Source organism: Pseudomonas sp. AS2.8 (assembly GCF_014190935.1).
Classification (GTDB): Bacteria; Pseudomonadota; Gammaproteobacteria; order Pseudomonadales; family Pseudomonadaceae; genus Chryseomonas.
Genome location: NZ_JACHVV010000002.1, coordinates 996,548 through 1,011,685 on the forward strand (window position 1 = coordinate 996,548; position 15,138 = coordinate 1,011,685).

General features: G+C 67.5%; 13 protein-coding genes and 1 pseudogene. 7 read left to right on the top strand and 7 right to left on the bottom strand.

Annotated features, from left to right (window positions below; all coding sequences use genetic code 11):
• The first annotated feature begins 327 nt into the window (after window positions 1-327).
• Window positions 328-1,110 carry a hypothetical protein gene (locus FHR73_RS11525; RefSeq protein WP_183631211.1) on the top strand — a complete coding sequence of 261 codons (783 nt, stop codon included), beginning with the start codon at window positions 328-330 and terminating at the stop codon, window positions 1,108-1,110.
• Here FHR73_RS11525 and FHR73_RS11530 read toward each other — a convergent pair whose 3' ends face one another.
• Entirely contained in the window at window positions 1,111-2,331 is a 1,221-nt protein-coding gene (locus FHR73_RS11530; protein ID WP_183631213.1) for a pyridoxal phosphate-dependent aminotransferase, read from the bottom strand.
• A gap of 160 nt (window positions 2,332-2,491) precedes the next feature.
• Between FHR73_RS11530 and zapE the strand changes: the two genes are divergently transcribed.
• From zapE to FHR73_RS11550, 4 genes and pseudogenes are all read left to right on the top strand, one after another.
• Window positions 2,492-3,592 (top strand): cell division protein ZapE, encoded by a 1,101-nt coding sequence (zapE, locus tag FHR73_RS11535; protein ID WP_183631215.1) that lies wholly within the window; start codon window positions 2,492-2,494, stop codon window positions 3,590-3,592.
• A 91-nt stretch (window positions 3,593-3,683) separates the two neighbouring features.
• Window positions 3,684-4,547 (top strand): MBL fold metallo-hydrolase, encoded by an 864-nt coding sequence (locus FHR73_RS11540; RefSeq protein WP_183631217.1) that lies wholly within the window; start codon window positions 3,684-3,686, stop codon window positions 4,545-4,547.
• A gap of 302 nt (window positions 4,548-4,849) precedes the next feature.
• A pseudogene (locus FHR73_RS11545) lies at window positions 4,850-4,981 on the top strand (general stress protein); the annotation flags it as partial.
• Window positions 4,982-5,056: 75 nt separating this feature from the next.
• Window positions 5,057-5,362, top strand: a complete 306-nt coding sequence (locus tag FHR73_RS11550; protein ID WP_183631221.1) for a general stress protein — start codon at window positions 5,057-5,059, stop codon at window positions 5,360-5,362.
• A 66-nt stretch (window positions 5,363-5,428) separates the two neighbouring features.
• Here the strand turns inward: FHR73_RS11550 and FHR73_RS11555 are convergent, their stop codons facing one another.
• Together FHR73_RS11555 and FHR73_RS11560 are read right to left on the bottom strand one after the other, a co-directional pair.
• The gene (locus FHR73_RS11555; protein WP_183631223.1) at window positions 5,429-5,881 is read right to left on the bottom strand and encodes a DUF421 domain-containing protein; all 453 of its coding nucleotides are present in this window, start codon (window positions 5,879-5,881) and stop codon (window positions 5,429-5,431) included.
• Between the two features lie 9 nt (window positions 5,882-5,890).
• A complete protein-coding gene (locus tag FHR73_RS11560) occupies window positions 5,891-6,382 on the bottom strand; it encodes a hypothetical protein (RefSeq protein ID WP_183631225.1) in 492 nt (163 codons plus the stop codon).
• A 109-nt stretch (window positions 6,383-6,491) separates the two neighbouring features.
• Between FHR73_RS11560 and FHR73_RS11565 the strand changes: the two genes are divergently transcribed.
• A complete protein-coding gene (locus FHR73_RS11565; protein ID WP_242455133.1) occupies window positions 6,492-6,941 on the top strand; it encodes a DMT family transporter in 450 nt (149 codons plus the stop codon).
• A gap of 2 nt (window positions 6,942-6,943) precedes the next feature.
• On the opposite strand, the gene FHR73_RS11570 is transcribed toward FHR73_RS11565, so the two are convergent.
• From FHR73_RS11570 to FHR73_RS11585, 4 genes are all read right to left on the bottom strand, one after another.
• Window positions 6,944-9,448, bottom strand: a complete 2,505-nt coding sequence (locus tag FHR73_RS11570) for a PepSY domain-containing protein (RefSeq protein ID WP_409258676.1) — start codon at window positions 9,446-9,448, stop codon at window positions 6,944-6,946.
• On the bottom strand, window positions 9,433-10,116 hold the full coding sequence (locus tag FHR73_RS11575) for a Fe2+-dependent dioxygenase (protein ID WP_183631227.1): 684 nt from the start codon (window positions 10,114-10,116) through the stop codon (window positions 9,433-9,435). Before FHR73_RS11575 ends, FHR73_RS11570 begins: the two co-directional genes overlap by 16 nt.
• 62 nt (window positions 10,117-10,178) lie before the next feature.
• Window positions 10,179-12,395, bottom strand: a complete 2,217-nt coding sequence (locus tag FHR73_RS11580) for a TonB-dependent siderophore receptor (RefSeq protein ID WP_183631229.1) — start codon at window positions 12,393-12,395, stop codon at window positions 10,179-10,181.
• 181 nt (window positions 12,396-12,576) lie between these two features.
• On the bottom strand, window positions 12,577-13,740 hold the full coding sequence (locus FHR73_RS11585; RefSeq protein ID WP_158896225.1) for a type III PLP-dependent enzyme: 1,164 nt from the start codon (window positions 13,738-13,740) through the stop codon (window positions 12,577-12,579).
• Between the two features lie 459 nt (window positions 13,741-14,199).
• Between FHR73_RS11585 and FHR73_RS11590 the strand changes: the two genes are divergently transcribed.
• A complete protein-coding gene (locus FHR73_RS11590) occupies window positions 14,200-15,093 on the top strand; it encodes a DMT family transporter (protein WP_183631231.1) in 894 nt (297 codons plus the stop codon).
• The last annotated feature ends 45 nt before the right edge of the window (window positions 15,094-15,138 follow it).

Below are 15,138 nucleotides of genomic sequence, written 5' to 3' on the forward strand. Positions count from 1 at the left end.
TTGCGAGCTAGAGACAAACAAGGCCTAGGCGGCCCCACGAAAAGGCCTGAGGAAGCGGACCGGGCTCGCGCTCGAGTTTACAAGTAGTAAATGAGCATTCCGACGGGGCTGGCCTTACAGGGCATTTTCAACGCCGTTTGGCCGACGCGCAGCAGACTTTGAAAAGGCTCTTAGGCTGTCCGCTTTGCCGACAGGTATGTCCGCCAGCCGGACGCAATGCCTGGCCCGGATGGCCGCTTAATAACTCAAGCTATTGATTTATATATGAAATAAAAGTTGGCACAGGCCCTGCAATATCCTGATCGTCAACCACCGCAGGAGTCATCCATGCCTACCAAGACCCAGACCCTCGTGATCGGGACCTTCGCCCTGCTGTCCGTCAGCGGCCTCGTCCTGGCACAAACCGCACCCGCCGGCAGCACCGCCTCCACCACCGCGGCCAGCGCCCAGATCCCCACCCAGCAGGGCCAGCTCAAGCAGTTCCTGCTCAATCCCCGCGGCGATATCGACGGCCTGATCCTGGCCGACGGCACCGAGGTCAACACCCCGCCGCACCTGTCCGAGCAACTGGCCGCCACCTTCAAGCCGGGTGACAGCATCAACGTCGCCGGCCTGCGCGCCGCCAGCCTGCCGCTGGTCCAGGCGGTATCCCTGACCAACGTCCAGACCGGCAAGACGGTCACCGACGAAGGCCCCGATCGCGTGGCCGGTCGCCGTCCGCCGGCCCCCCCGGCACCGGGCACCGAGCGCGATGGCGACAGCCTCCAGGGCCAGATCGTCCAGCTGCTGCACGGTCCCCGTGGCGATGTGAACGGCGCCCTGCTGCAGGACGGCACCGCCCTGCGCCTGCCGCCCCATGAAGCCCTGCGCCTGGAGGCGCTGCTCAAGCCCGGTCAGACCGTAGCCGTCCGCGGCGAGCTGGTGGCCAATGCCCAGGGCCGCGCCTTCCGGGTCAGCGCCCTGGGCGCCGACGCCAACTCGCTGCAGACCCTGGACACCCCGCCGGCACCTCGCGGTCCCGGTCGTCTGCCGCCGCCCCCGCCCCCCGGCGTCCAGCCGGTCGCCCCGGGCGCCCAACCGCCGGCACCCCCGGCACCGCCGGCCGGCTGATCAGGCCAGCAACCGCCGGGTCGCTTCGGCGATCCGGCGGCAGGCTTCCTCCAGCACCTCGTGCGAGGTGGCGTAGGAAACCCGGAAGTAAGGCGCCAGGCCAAAGGCCGAGCCTGGCACCACCGCCACCCCGCCCTCGTCCATGAGGTAGCGGGCAAAGGCCGTATCGCTGTCGATCAGCTCCCCGCTCGGCGTCCGCCGACCCAAGACCCCCGCGCAACTGGCGTAGACATAGAAGGCCCCCTCGGGCCGCCGCGCCGACAGGCCCGGCGCCGCGTTCAGCGCGTCCACCACCAGATCCCGCCGCTCGCGAAACAGCTCGCAACGCTCGCGCACGATGTCCTGCGGCCCATCCAGGGCGGCGATGGCCGCGGCCTGGCTGACCGAGCAGGGGCAGGAGGTCACCTGGCTCTGCACACTGGCCATGGCCTGGATCAGCGCCTTGGGTCCGCCGGCATAGCCCAGGCGCCAGCCGGTCATGGCATAGGCCTTGGAGACGCCGTTGATGGTCAGGGTCCGCTCGCGCAGCCGTGGCTCCAGGGCCGCCGGAGTGACGAAGCGAAAGCCGTCGTAGAGGATGTGTTCGTACATGTCGTCGACCATCAGCCAGACCTGCGGATGGCGCAGCAGCACCTCCAGCAGCGGGCGATAGTGTTCCTCGCCATAGGCCGCCCCCGAGGGATTGGACGGCGAGTTGAGCATCACCCAGCGGGTGCGCGGGGTGATGGCCGCCTCCAGGGCCTCGGCGGTCAGGCGGAAGCCATCCTCCTCGCGGCATGGCAGCACCACCGGCGTGCCGCCGAGGATGGTGACGATGTCGGCATAGGTCACCCAGAAGGGCGCGGGGATGATCACCTCGTCGCCCGCGTCCAGGGTCGCCATCATGGCGTTGAAGATCACCTGCTTGGCACCGGCCGAGGCGGTCACCTCGTCCTGGGCGAACACCAGGTCGTTCTCCCGGGCGAACTTGCGGCGGATGGCTTCCTTGAGCGCCGGGCTGCCGTCGAGCACCGTGTACTTGGTCTGGCCGGCGCGAATGGCCTGGATCGCCGCTTCCTTGATGTGCTCCGGGGTATCGAAGTCCGGCTCGCCCGCACCCAGCACCAGCAGATCGGCGCCCTGGCGGCGCAGGGCGTTGGCGCGCTCGGTGATCTTGAGGATCTCGGAGACGCCCACGGAGGCGAGGCAGTGGGCGAGGTGCAGGGTCGAATCAGCGGCCATGACAGGGCTCCAGGCAGGGCGAAGAGAGGTGCCGGAACCGTCCGGCAGGGATCGTCTCGCACTATCGAACCGCGGCCGCCGGCCTTCAAACGCTATAAAGGACTCACGTCATTCCGCCGGGGCATGGTCTGCCGCCAGGTCGAGCGCTAGAGTGGCGACCATGACCACCGCCCGCTCTCCCCTCGCCGCCTACCGCCGGATCCTGGCCCAGGGCGAACGCCTGCCCGATGCCGCCCAGGAGGCCGCTGTCCTGCGGCTGGAGGCCTGCCATGCGGCGCTGCTGGCGGGCCAACCGGCGCGGGGTCTCTATCTCTGGGGACCGGTCGGCCGTGGCAAGACCTGGCTGCTGGACCTGTTCCACGCCAGCCTGCCGGTGCCCGCCCGCCGCCAGCACTTTCACCGCTTCATGCGCTGGGTGCACCAGCGCCAGTTCCAGCTCAGCGGTACCCGCGATCCCCTGCAGGTGCTGGCCCGGGAACTGGCCGCCGAAGTGCGGGTGCTGTGCTTCGACGAACTCTTCGTCAGCGATATCGGCGACGCCATCCTGGTGGGCGGCCTGCTGCGCGCCCTGCTGGACCAGGGCCTGGTGCTGGTGGTCACCTCCAACCAGCCGCCCGAGCAGCTCTATGCCGGCGGCTTCAATCGCGAGCGCCTGCTGCCCGCCATCGCCGCGCTGCAGGCGCACCTGGAGGTGCTGGAGGTGGACGGCGGCCAGGATCACCGCCTGCACGAAGGCCAAGCCGAGCCGCGCTTCTGGGTGGACGATCCCACCGCCCTCGCCACGACCTTCGCCCGCCTCACCACGGGGGAAGCCGTGACGACCGCGCCGCTGATCCTCGGCGAGCGCCCGCTGCCCGTGGTGCAGCGGGCCTCCAGCGCGATCTGGCTGGACTTCGCCGTGCTCTGCCAGGGCGCCTGGGCCACCACCGACTACATGGATCTCTGCACTCAATTCCCCGCCCTGTTGCTGGGCAACGTCCCCTGCTTGTCCGGCGATCCGCGCGCGGGCCGGATCGCCCGCGGCACCGAAGACGGTGCGACGCGGGTCCTCGCCGGCGACCGCGAATTGCCCCGCCTGGCGCCCCAGGACGACGCCGTGCGCCGCTTCATCGCCCTGGTCGACGAAGCCTACGACCGCCGTCGCCCGCTCTACCTGGACGCCGCTGTGCCCCTGGAACGGTTGTACACCTGCGGCTTTCTGGAATTCCCCTTCCGCCGCACCCTGAGTCGCTTGAAGGAGATGCAGCAGGCGCGGTACTAGGCCGGTCCGGACCTGCGGCGACGAGGCACGCCGCGGAGCGGCGGAGCCCCGTGGTAAGGTGGGGCATCCCACATCTAGACGAGGCCCGGTCATGACTCCGCGCATCGAACCCTTCTTCGACGCCACCACGTCCACCTTCACCTATGTGATCTACGAAGCCCCCGGCAGTCGCTGCGCCATCGTCGACTCGGTGCTGGACTACGATCCGCATTCGGGCCGCACCGCCACCCTGTCGGCGGATCGCGTCGCCCGCTTCGTGCGCGACCAGGGGCTGACCGTAGAGTGGCTGCTGGAGACCCATGCCCACGCCGATCACCTCTCCGCCGCGCCCTATCTGCGGCGGCAACTGGGCGGCCGCATCGCCATCGGCGAGGGCATCCGCCGGGTCCAGGGCGCCTTCAAGGACGTCTTCAACCTGGAACCGGAATTCCGCCTCGACGGCTCCCAGTTCGATCATCTGTTCCAGCCCGACGAGGTCTTCCACATCGGTGCCCTGCGCGCCCGCGCCCTGCACGTGCCCGGCCACACCCCGGCCGACATGGCCTACCAGGTGGAGGAAGAGCATATCTTCGTCGGCGACACCCTGTTCATGCCCGATGTCGGCTCGGCGCGTTGCGACTTCCCCGGCGGCAGCGCCCGCGACCTCTATCGTTCGATCCGCCGGCTGCTGACCCTGCCGGAGGCCACGCGCCTCTATCTGTGTCACGACTATCCGCCCGCCGGCCGCGAAGCGCGCCACGAGACCACCGTGGGCGAAGAGCGCGCCCTCAACGTCCACGTCCGCGATGGCGTGGACGAGGATGCCTTCGTCGCCCTGCGCACCCGCCGCGACGCCACCCTGTCCATGCCGACGCTGATCCTACCGGCGATCCAGGTGAACATCCGCGCCGGCACCCTGCCGCCGGCCGAGGCCAATGGCCGCCGTTACCTGAAGATTCCCATCGACGGCTTCTAAGCTCGGCACCATCCGTCGTACAAGCCAATAGCCACAGGACTTGGACGCAGCGACACCGCTGCGTCCAGGCTTTTTCCGCTACGGCAAATCCCGCGCCCCTTCCAACCCAGCGGCCAGGTTGGACAGCCCATCGGCCAAAGCTAGATACGCTTCTGACAGTGGCGTCTGGCCAGCGACCACCCATCCCCTGGCCGGGAAACCTCGCCGCGCGCGCCCCTCAATACCAGGGCAGGCAATGCGTTCTGCACTACATTCCCAAAAGAGGTAGAGCGACCATGACCACCAAGAATTCGAACTCCAATCCCGGCAACTTCGCCAATGATCGCGAGAAGGCCGCCGAGGCCGGGCGCAAGGGCGGCCAGAACAGCGGGGGCAACTTTGCCAACGATCGTGAGAAAGCCGCCGAAGCCGGCCGCAAGGGTGGTAGCCGCTAGGCGCTTCCCTCCTGGTAGCGGAGCCACGTCCGGGTGGACCCGGCTCCTTCGTCCCACGATCAAGAGGAATCCACGATGAGCACCAACAACTCCAATCCCGGCAACTTCGCCAACGACCGCGAAAAGGCCAGCGAGGCCGGCAGCAAAGGCGGGCAGAACAGCGGTGGCAACTTCGCCAACGATCCCGAGCGTGCCGCCGAAGCCGGCAGCAAGGGCGGCCAGAACAGTGGCGGCAACTTCGCCAACGACCCCGAACGCGCCGCCGAAGCCGGCCGCAAGGGCGGCCAGAACAGTGGCGGCAACTTCGCCAATGACCGCGAGAAAGCTTCCGAGGCCGGCCGCAAGGGCGGTCAGAACAGCGGGGGTGGCGGCCAGCAGTAACCCGGCCTGATCCAGGCCATGGCGAAGGGCAGGCCCATCCTGCCCTTCCCGTCTCATACGTCACCGTCACTTCTCTGCGGGCTCGGGTATCACCGAGATCTGGCCGTTCTTCTCCAGCACCGCGAAGCGGATCTGCTCCAGGCGTTCCAGCCCCTGACTCTGCCGCGCCGCCTCGAGGATATCTTCCTCGGTCAGGCGGGCCTTGCGCAGCCGCTCCGTCAGCGGCTTGCCGTACTCCACCACGATCAGCGGCACCCCGTCGAGAAAGCGCCCGACCCGGGGCGAACGCTCCTTGAACAGCGAAAGCAGGATGTCGATCAGCACCAGGGTGGCGATCACCACGAAGGCATTGATCACCGAAAAGTCGTCGCCCAGCAGCGCCTGCTGGGTGGCCTCGCCAATCACCAGCAGCAGGACGAAATCGAAGGTGGTGATCTCCGACAGCGCCCGTCGTCCGGTGAGGCGAAAGAGCACCAGCAGAAAGGCGTAGATGGCGGCGGCGCGCAGGACGGATTCCATGGCAGCTCCCTAGGGATAGACGAAGGCGGAGAGTGCCAGCGGGGGCTGGCCGGGTCGCAGGATGCGCCAGTCGACCCTGCCCAGGCGGTCCGGACGCAAGGCGAGGTGCAGGCGACTCGGCCCCATTGCCGGCGCCAGATCGAGCCAGAGCACCCCGTCGCTGCTGGTCATGCGCAGCGGCTGCGGATAGAGGGCTTCCACCGTCCAGTCGGCCACCAGGCGTTCGTCCAGGCCGACGCGGTCGAGGCCGGGTGCCAGTTCCAGGGTCAGGGTCGCCGGCGCACCGCGGCGCTGGAAGCGCTCGTAGTCGACCCGGAGCTGGCCATCCGCGCTGACCCGGGTCGCCGTGGCCCAGGGCCCGCCGCTGGCGAACAGGCCGGCCAAGGCCAGGGCCACGAACAGGCCCAGCAGTACCCAGCCCAGTCGCTCGCAACGCCAGATCCAGCGTTGCAGGCCGGGCTCCTCGCGGATCGGCAGGGATTTCTCCACCCGTGGCGCCATGGCGGTTGCTCCGGAATTCGATAGAGCTTGGAGCCCGACCGGAGGTCGCCGGTTCGACCGCTTCGCCCGCCCCCTGGGGCATACTGCGCGCCCCTTTTTCCCTGGAGTCCTGTCGATGCCCGTCTGGTGGCTGCTCGTCCTGCCCTTCATCGCCGGTGCCTGCCTGCCGCTGCAGGCCGGCATCAACGGTCAGCTGGCCCGGCACCTCGGCAGTGTCTTCGCCGCGGCGTCCATTTCCTTCATGGTCGGTCTCGTCGCCCTGCTGGGCCTGACCCTCTGGCAGCGTGGCGTCCCCACCCTGGGTGCGCTGCGCGAACTGCACTGGTGGCATTGGTGCGGCGGCCTGCTGGGCATGTTCTTTATCGCCATGGCCGCCTTCGCCGGTCCGCGCATCGGCGCCACCCTGTTCATGGCGCTGGTGATCGCCGGACAGCTGGCCATGTCGCTGAGCCTGGATCACTTCGGCTGGGCCGGCTTTCGCCAGGATCCGGTCACCCTCGGCAAGCTGGCCGGCGTGGTGCTGATCGGTGCCGGCGTCTGGTGCATCGCCCGGGCCTAGGCCTAGTAGAGGTCGCGACGGTAGCGTTCTTCGTCGATCAGCCGCTGGACCTCGGCCTCGCCAAGCAGCGCCTCCAGGGTGGCCTGGACGCTGCGCCCCAGCCCCGGCAGGCTGCCGCAGACCATGATCACGGCATCGGCCGCCAGCCAGTCCAGCAGGCGCGTGCGCTGCGCCCGCAGGCGGTCCTGCACGTGGCCATCGCCGTCCCGCGAGAACACCCGGTCCAGCCGTTCCAGTTCGCCTCGCGCCTGCCAGCGATCCAGTTCCGCCCCATAGAAATCGTCGTGGGCCGCCATGCGTTCGCCGAACAGCAGCCAGTTGCGCCGGTAGCCGGCGGCGATACGCGCAGCCAGCAGCGGGCGCACCCCGGCGAGTCCGGTACCGGCGGCGATCAGGATCAGCGGGCGCGGGTCCAGCGGCGGCCTGAAGCCGGGATGGACGCGGAGCCGCGCCTGCACCTGATCACCGGGCCGCAGCGCCGTAGTCAGCCAGCCGGAAGCGATGCCCAGGCGACCATCCGCCTTGCGCTGCTGGCGCACCAGCAATCGCAGTGCGCCTTCGTCGGGCAGCGAGGCAATGGAGTACTGGCGCACGGCGAGCGGTATCAGAGCGTCGAGCAGCGCCTGGGGGTCCCGGCCCGTCAGCGCGGCCTGGTCTTTCGGCAACAGGCGGGTGTCCAGGGCTGCGGCGAGGGTCTGGCTTACACCGTCGCCCGCCACCACGCTGTCCGCGGCCAGTCCCAGGGGCGACAACCAGGCCGCCACGCGCTCGGTGCCCTGGCGGGGGGCGATCTCGAGGATATCGCCGGGTGCCCAGCTGCTCCCGGGCGGTGGCAACAGCCGCAACTCGAAGACAGTTCCGCCGGGGCTGCCGGTATTGAGCGGCTGCACCGCTAGCAGCGGCCAGGCCTGCAGCGGCCGCTCGACCGCTGGCTCGATGGCCACGGCGCCAAGGGCCTGCAGCTGACCCTGCCAGAGCGCGAGCGCCCGAGCGTCGCCATTGTCCACCTCCACCGGGGCGAACAGCGGCCGCGCGCCCTGCCCGGCGAGCCAGGCATCCAGTCGCCGGGCGAAGGCGCAATAGGCCGGATAGCGCCGGTCGCCCAGGGCCAGCATCCCGAAGTTCAGGCTCGGCAACGCCGCCACCTGGGTCAGCAGGCGGCGCTCGAAGCCGCGCGCGGTATCCGGTGCCTCGCCGTCGCCGTGGGTGGCGACGACGAACAGCGCCTGGGAGGCCTGCTGCAGGCGCTCGACCGAGAGCCGCCCGAGCGCGACCACCTCGGCGCTCAGTCCCGCCGCCTGCAACTGGCCGGCGGCCTGCCAGGCCAGTGCCTCGCCCTGGCCGCTCTGGCTGGCATAGCCGATCAGCCAGTCGGCGGCGCCCGCTACGGCTGGTGTCAGGCCACGGCGGGCCTGGCGTGCCTGGCGGCGCTTGCGGCGGCGATCCAGATAGAGCCAGAGGCCGGTCACCATGAACAGCGGCATGGCCAGGCTGGCGAGCAGCAAGGCCACCCGTCCGGCCAGGCCGAAGTATTCACCCGAATGCAGGGCATAGACGCTGAGCAGCAGGCGAGCGCCCAGCGGCTGCTCGCCATAGCGGCGGTGATCGAGCACCCGCCCCGCGCCGTCGAAGACGATGCGATTGAGGGCGCGGACATGCTCGGCCTCGTCGGGCAGGTACCAGAGGGTCGGCTGGCTGACCTTGCGCGCTGGATTGGGCAGCAGCAGGCCATAGCCCTCGACCTGTCCGCCGGTCTCCTGCCGAAAGCTCCGCCAGAGCGCATCAAGGTCCACGTCCTGGCGCGCCACCACGCCGCTGATCCGGGGCTCCGGCGCCGCGCCCAGCAATCGCTCGCTGGCCTGGCGGTACCAGTCATAGGACCAATAGAGACCGGTCAGGGCCGCCAGCAGATAGACCAGCAGGCACCAGGTGCCGGCCACGGCGTGCAGGTCCCAGTGGAAACTGCGCCCCCGGCGCGCCCAGTCGAGGGTCAGCCAGGTGCGCCAGCGCCTTGCCTGGCGCGGCCAGCGCAGATAGAGGCCGGACAGGCAGAGCACCAGCAGGATCAGGGTGGCGGCGCCGGTCAGCGCCTTGCCTACCGGCCCCAGGGCCAGGGAGCGGTGCAGGTCCAGGACCAGGTGAAAGAACGCCTGGCCACGGGGCGCCGTCAGCACCTCGCCCGTATAGCGATCGAACAGCAGCACCTCGCCACGGCCCTGGCCGTTCGCCGGCGCCAGGCCGAGCAAGCCATAGCCCTCTCCCGCCATGCTGGAGACGAAGCTCAATTGCTGACCCGGAGCGAGCAGACGCTGCCGCACCTCCGGCAGCGTCAGGGGACGCTGGTCCGGCGTCGCGGCGGTCGGCGGCGGATTGAGCAGCTCCAGCAACTCCAGCTGAAAGCTGTAGAGCGCACCCGTCACCCCCAGCACCACCAGCACCAGGCCCGCCGCCAGCCCGAGCAGGCTGTGCAGCTGGAACAGACTCGCGCGGATCAGGGCTGGGCCCACAGCCGCAGGAGGTTGTGATAGACGCCGGTCAGCTGCAGGCAGGCCTCGTGGCCCTGCCCCAGCTCGGCCGCCGCCCGCTGGATACCCTGGTCGAGGTCGAACAGCTGGCCGCGCTGGCCGGCATCGCGCACCAGGCTCTGGATCCAGAAGAAGGAACACAGCCGGGTGCCGCGGGTGACCGGCAGCACCCGGTGCAGGCTGCTGGCCGGATAGAGGATCAGATCGCCCGCCGCCAGCTTGACGCTGTGGGCGCCATAGGTGTCTTCCACCACCAGCTCGCCCCCGTCGTATTCGTCCGGTTCGCAGAAGAACAGCGTGGCCGACAGATCGGTGCGCAGGTAGCCGCTGCCATCCGGTAGCGGCCGCAGGGCATTGTCCACGTGCAGGCCAAAGGACTGGCCGCCCTGGTAGCGATTGAACAGCGGCGGAAACACCCGCGCCGGCAGCGCCGCGGCGACGAACAGCGGATGCCGCGCCAGCGCCTGCTGGATCAGCTCGCCCACCGCGCATGCCGCCGGCGCGTCCGCCGGCAGCTGCAGATTGTCCTTGGCCATGGCCGACTGGAAACCGGCGGTGTGCCGGCCATCGGCCCAGGCGGCCGCCTCCAGCCGCTCCCGGCAATCCCTTACCTGCTCGGGCGTCAGCACGCCCGGAACGCTGATCATCATGGTGATTTTCCTCTAACGCCGAAAGCCCTGCGCAGGCAGGGCTTCGGTTGCTGCAGGCGACCTCAGAAGCTGTAGGTCGCGGTCAGGATGGCGGAACGGGCATCGCCGTATTCGATGGCCGACGACCTCGTGCTCACGCCCAGTTGCGAACGCACCCGCTCCACATAGTCCTTGTCGAAGACGTTGTTGACGTTGAGTTGCAGGTCGACGTTGCGATTGACGCGATAGCCGACCATGGCGTTGTGCAGCCAGTAGTCGTCGAGCTTGGCGCCATCGTTGCTGGAAGTGACGTTGCGCTCGCTGACGTAGCGGGCGCCATAGCCCACCCGCCAGCCGGCCGGCAGTTCATAGGTGGTCCAGAGATTGAGCGAACGCGGCGGCGTGTTGGCCAGCGCCTGGCCTTCGCGATTGCGTCCGTCCAAGGTGTCGGCGGCCTTGAGCGTCTCGCTGTCGAGGAAGGTGAAGTTGGCGTAGACGTTCCACTGCGGGGTGATCCGCCCGGTGGCGCCCAGCTCGAGGCCCTGCACGCGTTGCTTGCCGGCCAGGGCGGTGCTGCCGTCGGCCAGGGTCTCCCGCGCATTGCTCTTCTCGACGCGGAACAGCGCGCCGTCCAGCTCCAGGCGCTTGTCGAGGAATTCCCACTTGGTGCCCAGTTCCCAGGTCTTGTTCTTTTCCGGACCCAGATCCTGGTTGGCCGCGCTCAGACCGGCGCCGGTGGAGGTCAGGCTTTCCGCCGAGGGATTGAAGGAGGTGCCATAGGCCACGTAGACCCGGCCGTTCGGAGCCGGCTTGAATACCAGGCCAGCGCGCCCGCTCAGCTTGGCGTCATCCGAACTCAGCTTGGTCTTGCTGCCGCGCACGCCGTTGGCCACCGGGGTGGTGTCGCTGTCGCCGTCGAACCAGTCGTAGCGCAGGCCGAGGTTCAGATCCCAGAAGTCGTTGAGGGCGATGGTGTCGAAGGCGTAGAGCGCCTTGTCGGTCAGCACGTTGTTGGCGATGGCCGAGGTCTGCTTGTCGGTCGCGCCGTCATAGCGCTCCGGCGGCGCGGCCAGGGAATAGCCGCCGGCCGGGAAGGTCAGGCCATAGCTGTAGGTGTCGCGGTCGTAGTCCTCGCGGGAGAACTCGGCGCCCAGCACGAAGGAATGGCCCAGGCCGAAGGTATCGACATTGCCGGTCAGGTTGGTCTGGTTGATCCACATCTCCGAGGTCACGTCGCGGCCATAGCCCTGGGGACCGGCCGGGCGATAGCGACCCGCGGCCACGCCACCCAGGTTGACGTGGGACGCCGAGATCACCACGTCGCGCTCGATGCGGCTGTAGCGGGTCAGGTTCTGCAGACTCAGGTTGTCGTTGAAGCGATGCTCCAGCTCCACGGTGAAGACGTTGTTGTCGATGTCTTCCTTGTCGATGTTCTTGAAGCCGAAATAGGCATCGCGATCCACCCCGCCCAGGCGCTTGCCGTTGAGCGCCGGCACCCCGTAGTCGGGCTGGTTGTTGTCGGTCTGGTGGAAGTAGCTCAGGGTCAGGCGGGTATCGTCCGACAGGCCCAGGGCCAGCGACGGCGCGATGCCCCAGCGCTCGCGATCGATCTGGTCACGGCCGGGCACATCGTTCTCGTGGGCCATCAGATTCAGGCGGAAGGCGCTGTCGTTGCCCACGCCCTGCAGCGGCTGGTTGGTGTCCAGGGTCAGGCGGCGATAGCTGTCGGTGCCCAGGCCCGCACCGATGCGGGTGAACTGGCGCTCCTGGGGCTTCTTGCTGATCAGGTTGATGGAGCCACCGGTGGTGCCGGCGCCGCCGAACACCGAGTTGGGGCCCTTGATGACCTCGACCGATTCCAGGTTGAAGGTGTCGGTGCGGTTGGTCTGGGTGCTGTCGCGCAGGCCATCGATCTGGATGTTCGAGTTGGCACTGAAGCCGCGGATGTTGATGCTGTCGCCGGAGCCACCACCGCCCTCGCCGGCGTTGAAGGTGATGCCGGATACGTTGGACAGCACCGATCTCAGGCTCAGGGCCTGCTGGTCCTGAATGACCTGCGCCGGGACCACGGTCACGGTCTGCGGCGTGTCCAGCAGGGGCGCGGTGTACTTGCGCGAGGCGGACTGCTCGGCCTTGAAGCCTTCCTGCTGCGCCTGACCTTCGATGGTCAGACTTTCCAATCGGGTCACCGGCTCCTTGGCGTCCTGGGCCTGCGCCCCGAGGGACAGCGAAGCGACGGCGACACTGAAGGTGGAAACCAGCAAACGGCGCTGGGACAGCGAGGACATTTCCTTGGACATGATGGCGGGCCGCCTCCTTATGTGAATGCGGCGCGATTCTATTTGCAAACGATTATCAAATCTATAGCGAATGTAAATTATTCTTAACAATTCGGAAAACCGCCTGACACAGCGCTTTTCCACAGGCATGAAAAAGCCCGCGTCCCTGGCGGGGCGCGGGCTCGATCGACGCGGGAAGACCTTAGAGGTAGAAGGCCTTCAGCGGCGGGAAGCCGTTGAATTCCACCGCGCTGTAGCTGGTGGTGTAGGCACCGGTGGACAGCCAGTACAGGCGGTCACCGCTGGCCAGGTTCAGCGGCAGGCCGTACTTGTAGTGCTCGTACATGATGTCGGCGCTGTCGCAGGTCGGCCCGGCGATGACGACTTCTTCCATCTCGCCCTTCTTCTCGGTCCAGATCGGGAACTTGATGGATTCGTCCATGGTTTCGATCAGGCCGGAGAACTTGCCCACGTCGGTGTAGACCCAGCGCTCGACGGCGGTACGCGACTTGCGCGCCACCAGCACCACTTCGCTGACCAGGATGCCGGCGTTGGAGATCAGCGAACGACCCGGCTCGAGGATGATTTCCGGCAGCTCGTCGCCGAAGTCTTCCTTGAGGAAGCGGATGATCTCCTCGGCATAGGTCTCCAGGCTGTTGGTGCGATGGATGTAGTTGGCCGGGAAGCCACCGCCCATGTTGATCATCTTCAGGGTGATGCCGTCTTCTTCCTTGAGACGCTCGAAGATCACCTTGACCTTGGCGATGGCGGCGTCCCAGACGTCGATGTCGCGCTGCTGGCTGCCGACGTGGAAGGAGATGCCATAGGGCTCCAGGCCCAGCTGGCGGGCCAGGATCAGCAGGTCCAGGGCCATGTCGGGCTGGCAGCCGAACTTGCGCGACAGCGGCCAGTCGGCCGAGTTGGAGCCTTCGGTGAGGATCCGCACATAGATGCGCGAGCCCGGGGCGGCCTTGGCGATGTTGCGCAGGTCGGCCTCGGAGTCGGTGGCGAACATGCGCACGCCCTTCTCGTAGAAGTAGCGGATGTCCTTGGACTTCTTGATGGTATTGCCGTAGCTGATGCGCTCCGGCTCGACACCGGTGGACAGCACCTTGTCCAGCTCGTAGATCGAGGCGATGTCGAAGTTCGAGCCCTTGTCGCGCAGCAACTCGGTGATCTCGATGGCCGGATTGGCCTTGACCGCGTAATAGATCTTGGCGAACGGGAAGTTGCCAACGAGATCGTCATAGGCCCGGCCGATGGTGGCGGTGTCGATGACGACGAAGGGGGTTTCCTGCTGGTCGGCGAAGGCCTTCATCTTCTGGAAGGTTTCGCGAGAATAGTAATCTTCGACCTTGATGGACATGCGTCGGACTCCCGATGGGCAGAACAAATTGAAGGAGGGGGTGTTCTGAACGCCTAATCCGTTTCCCCACTTTGGTTCGCCTACTTCCCAAGGCACATCGCCGAAAGCAAAAAGGTCAACGCGTTACTGGCGTTGACCTCGCTGTCTCGTCGTCGGTACTTGAGCCGGATGGATCGTTTCCAGCATGGACGTTCGGGCGCGAACTTTAGGGCCAGACGCCCTGAAGATCAATGTTAAATCCATGATCTTTACCGAACGGTGACGCGTGCGGACCCACCCCTCTCCTGCAACCGACCGGAGCGGGCGCCGAGATGTTCCTGGGGAGCGATGACAGGAGGTTTCCGAGCGCGCTATGCGCGACTTGGTACCTCTTCGTTACCCTGGCCGGAAATGGCCGGTCTCGCTGCCGCTGGCTCCCCATACTCGCCCGCAGGCATTCAGCGACCGGGGAGAAGGAAAATGGGCAAAGGAGATGGGCTGCGGCTGGCACTGCTGGCAGCGATCTGGGGTGCGAGCTTTCTTTTCATGCGGATCGCGGTACCGGCCTTCGGTGCCTTGAATACCGCCTTCCTGCGCGTGCTGCTTGGCGCCTTGGGGTTGGCCGCTCTATCACTGCTGCTGAAATCCGCCTGGCGCTTCGATGGCAGATTCCGGCAGGTAGCCCTGCTCGGTGTCGTCAATTCGGGGCTGCCGTTCCTGCTGTACTGCCTGGCGGCGCGTCATCTTTCGGCTGGCTATTCGGCGCTGCTCAACGCCACCACCCCGCTGATGGGCGCTCTGATCGGCTTCGCCTGCTTTGGCGAAGCCTTGAGTCGACGCCAATGGTTGGACGTAACCATCGGGTTCCTGGGCGTGGCGCTGATCCTGCCTCGAGGCGAGCTGGATACGAGCGCGGCCATGCTGGTCGGCATCGGCGCCTGCCTGTTGGCAACGACCTGCTACGGAACGGCCGGCTACTTGGCGCGCCGCTGGATCGGCGAGCGTGGGAGCCTCGATGCCACCCTGGTCGCCCTCGGTAGCCAGTTGGGTGCGACCCTGTTCCTCTTGCCGTTCAGTCTGGCGGTCTTGGTCATGAATCCCCTCCCCGCCATGCCTCCCGTGAGCGCCTGGCTCAGCGTCCTGGCGGCGGGGCTGCTGTGTACGGCGCTGGCCTACATCCTGTACTTCCGGCTATTGGCCTATCTGGGGCCGCTACGCACCCTCAGTGTGACCTTTCTGGTTCCTCCGTTCGGCGTGCTCTGGGGCTATCTGGTGCTGGGAGAAACCTTGGCACCCAACGCCTTGCTGGGCGCCGTTGTGATAGGTCTGGCGGTCTGGCTGGTGTTACGCGGCGAGGCGAAGGCGCGGGCCTAGGCCTGCTGACCATCGCGACCGCTCCTCTGTAACTGCGGTGGTTTG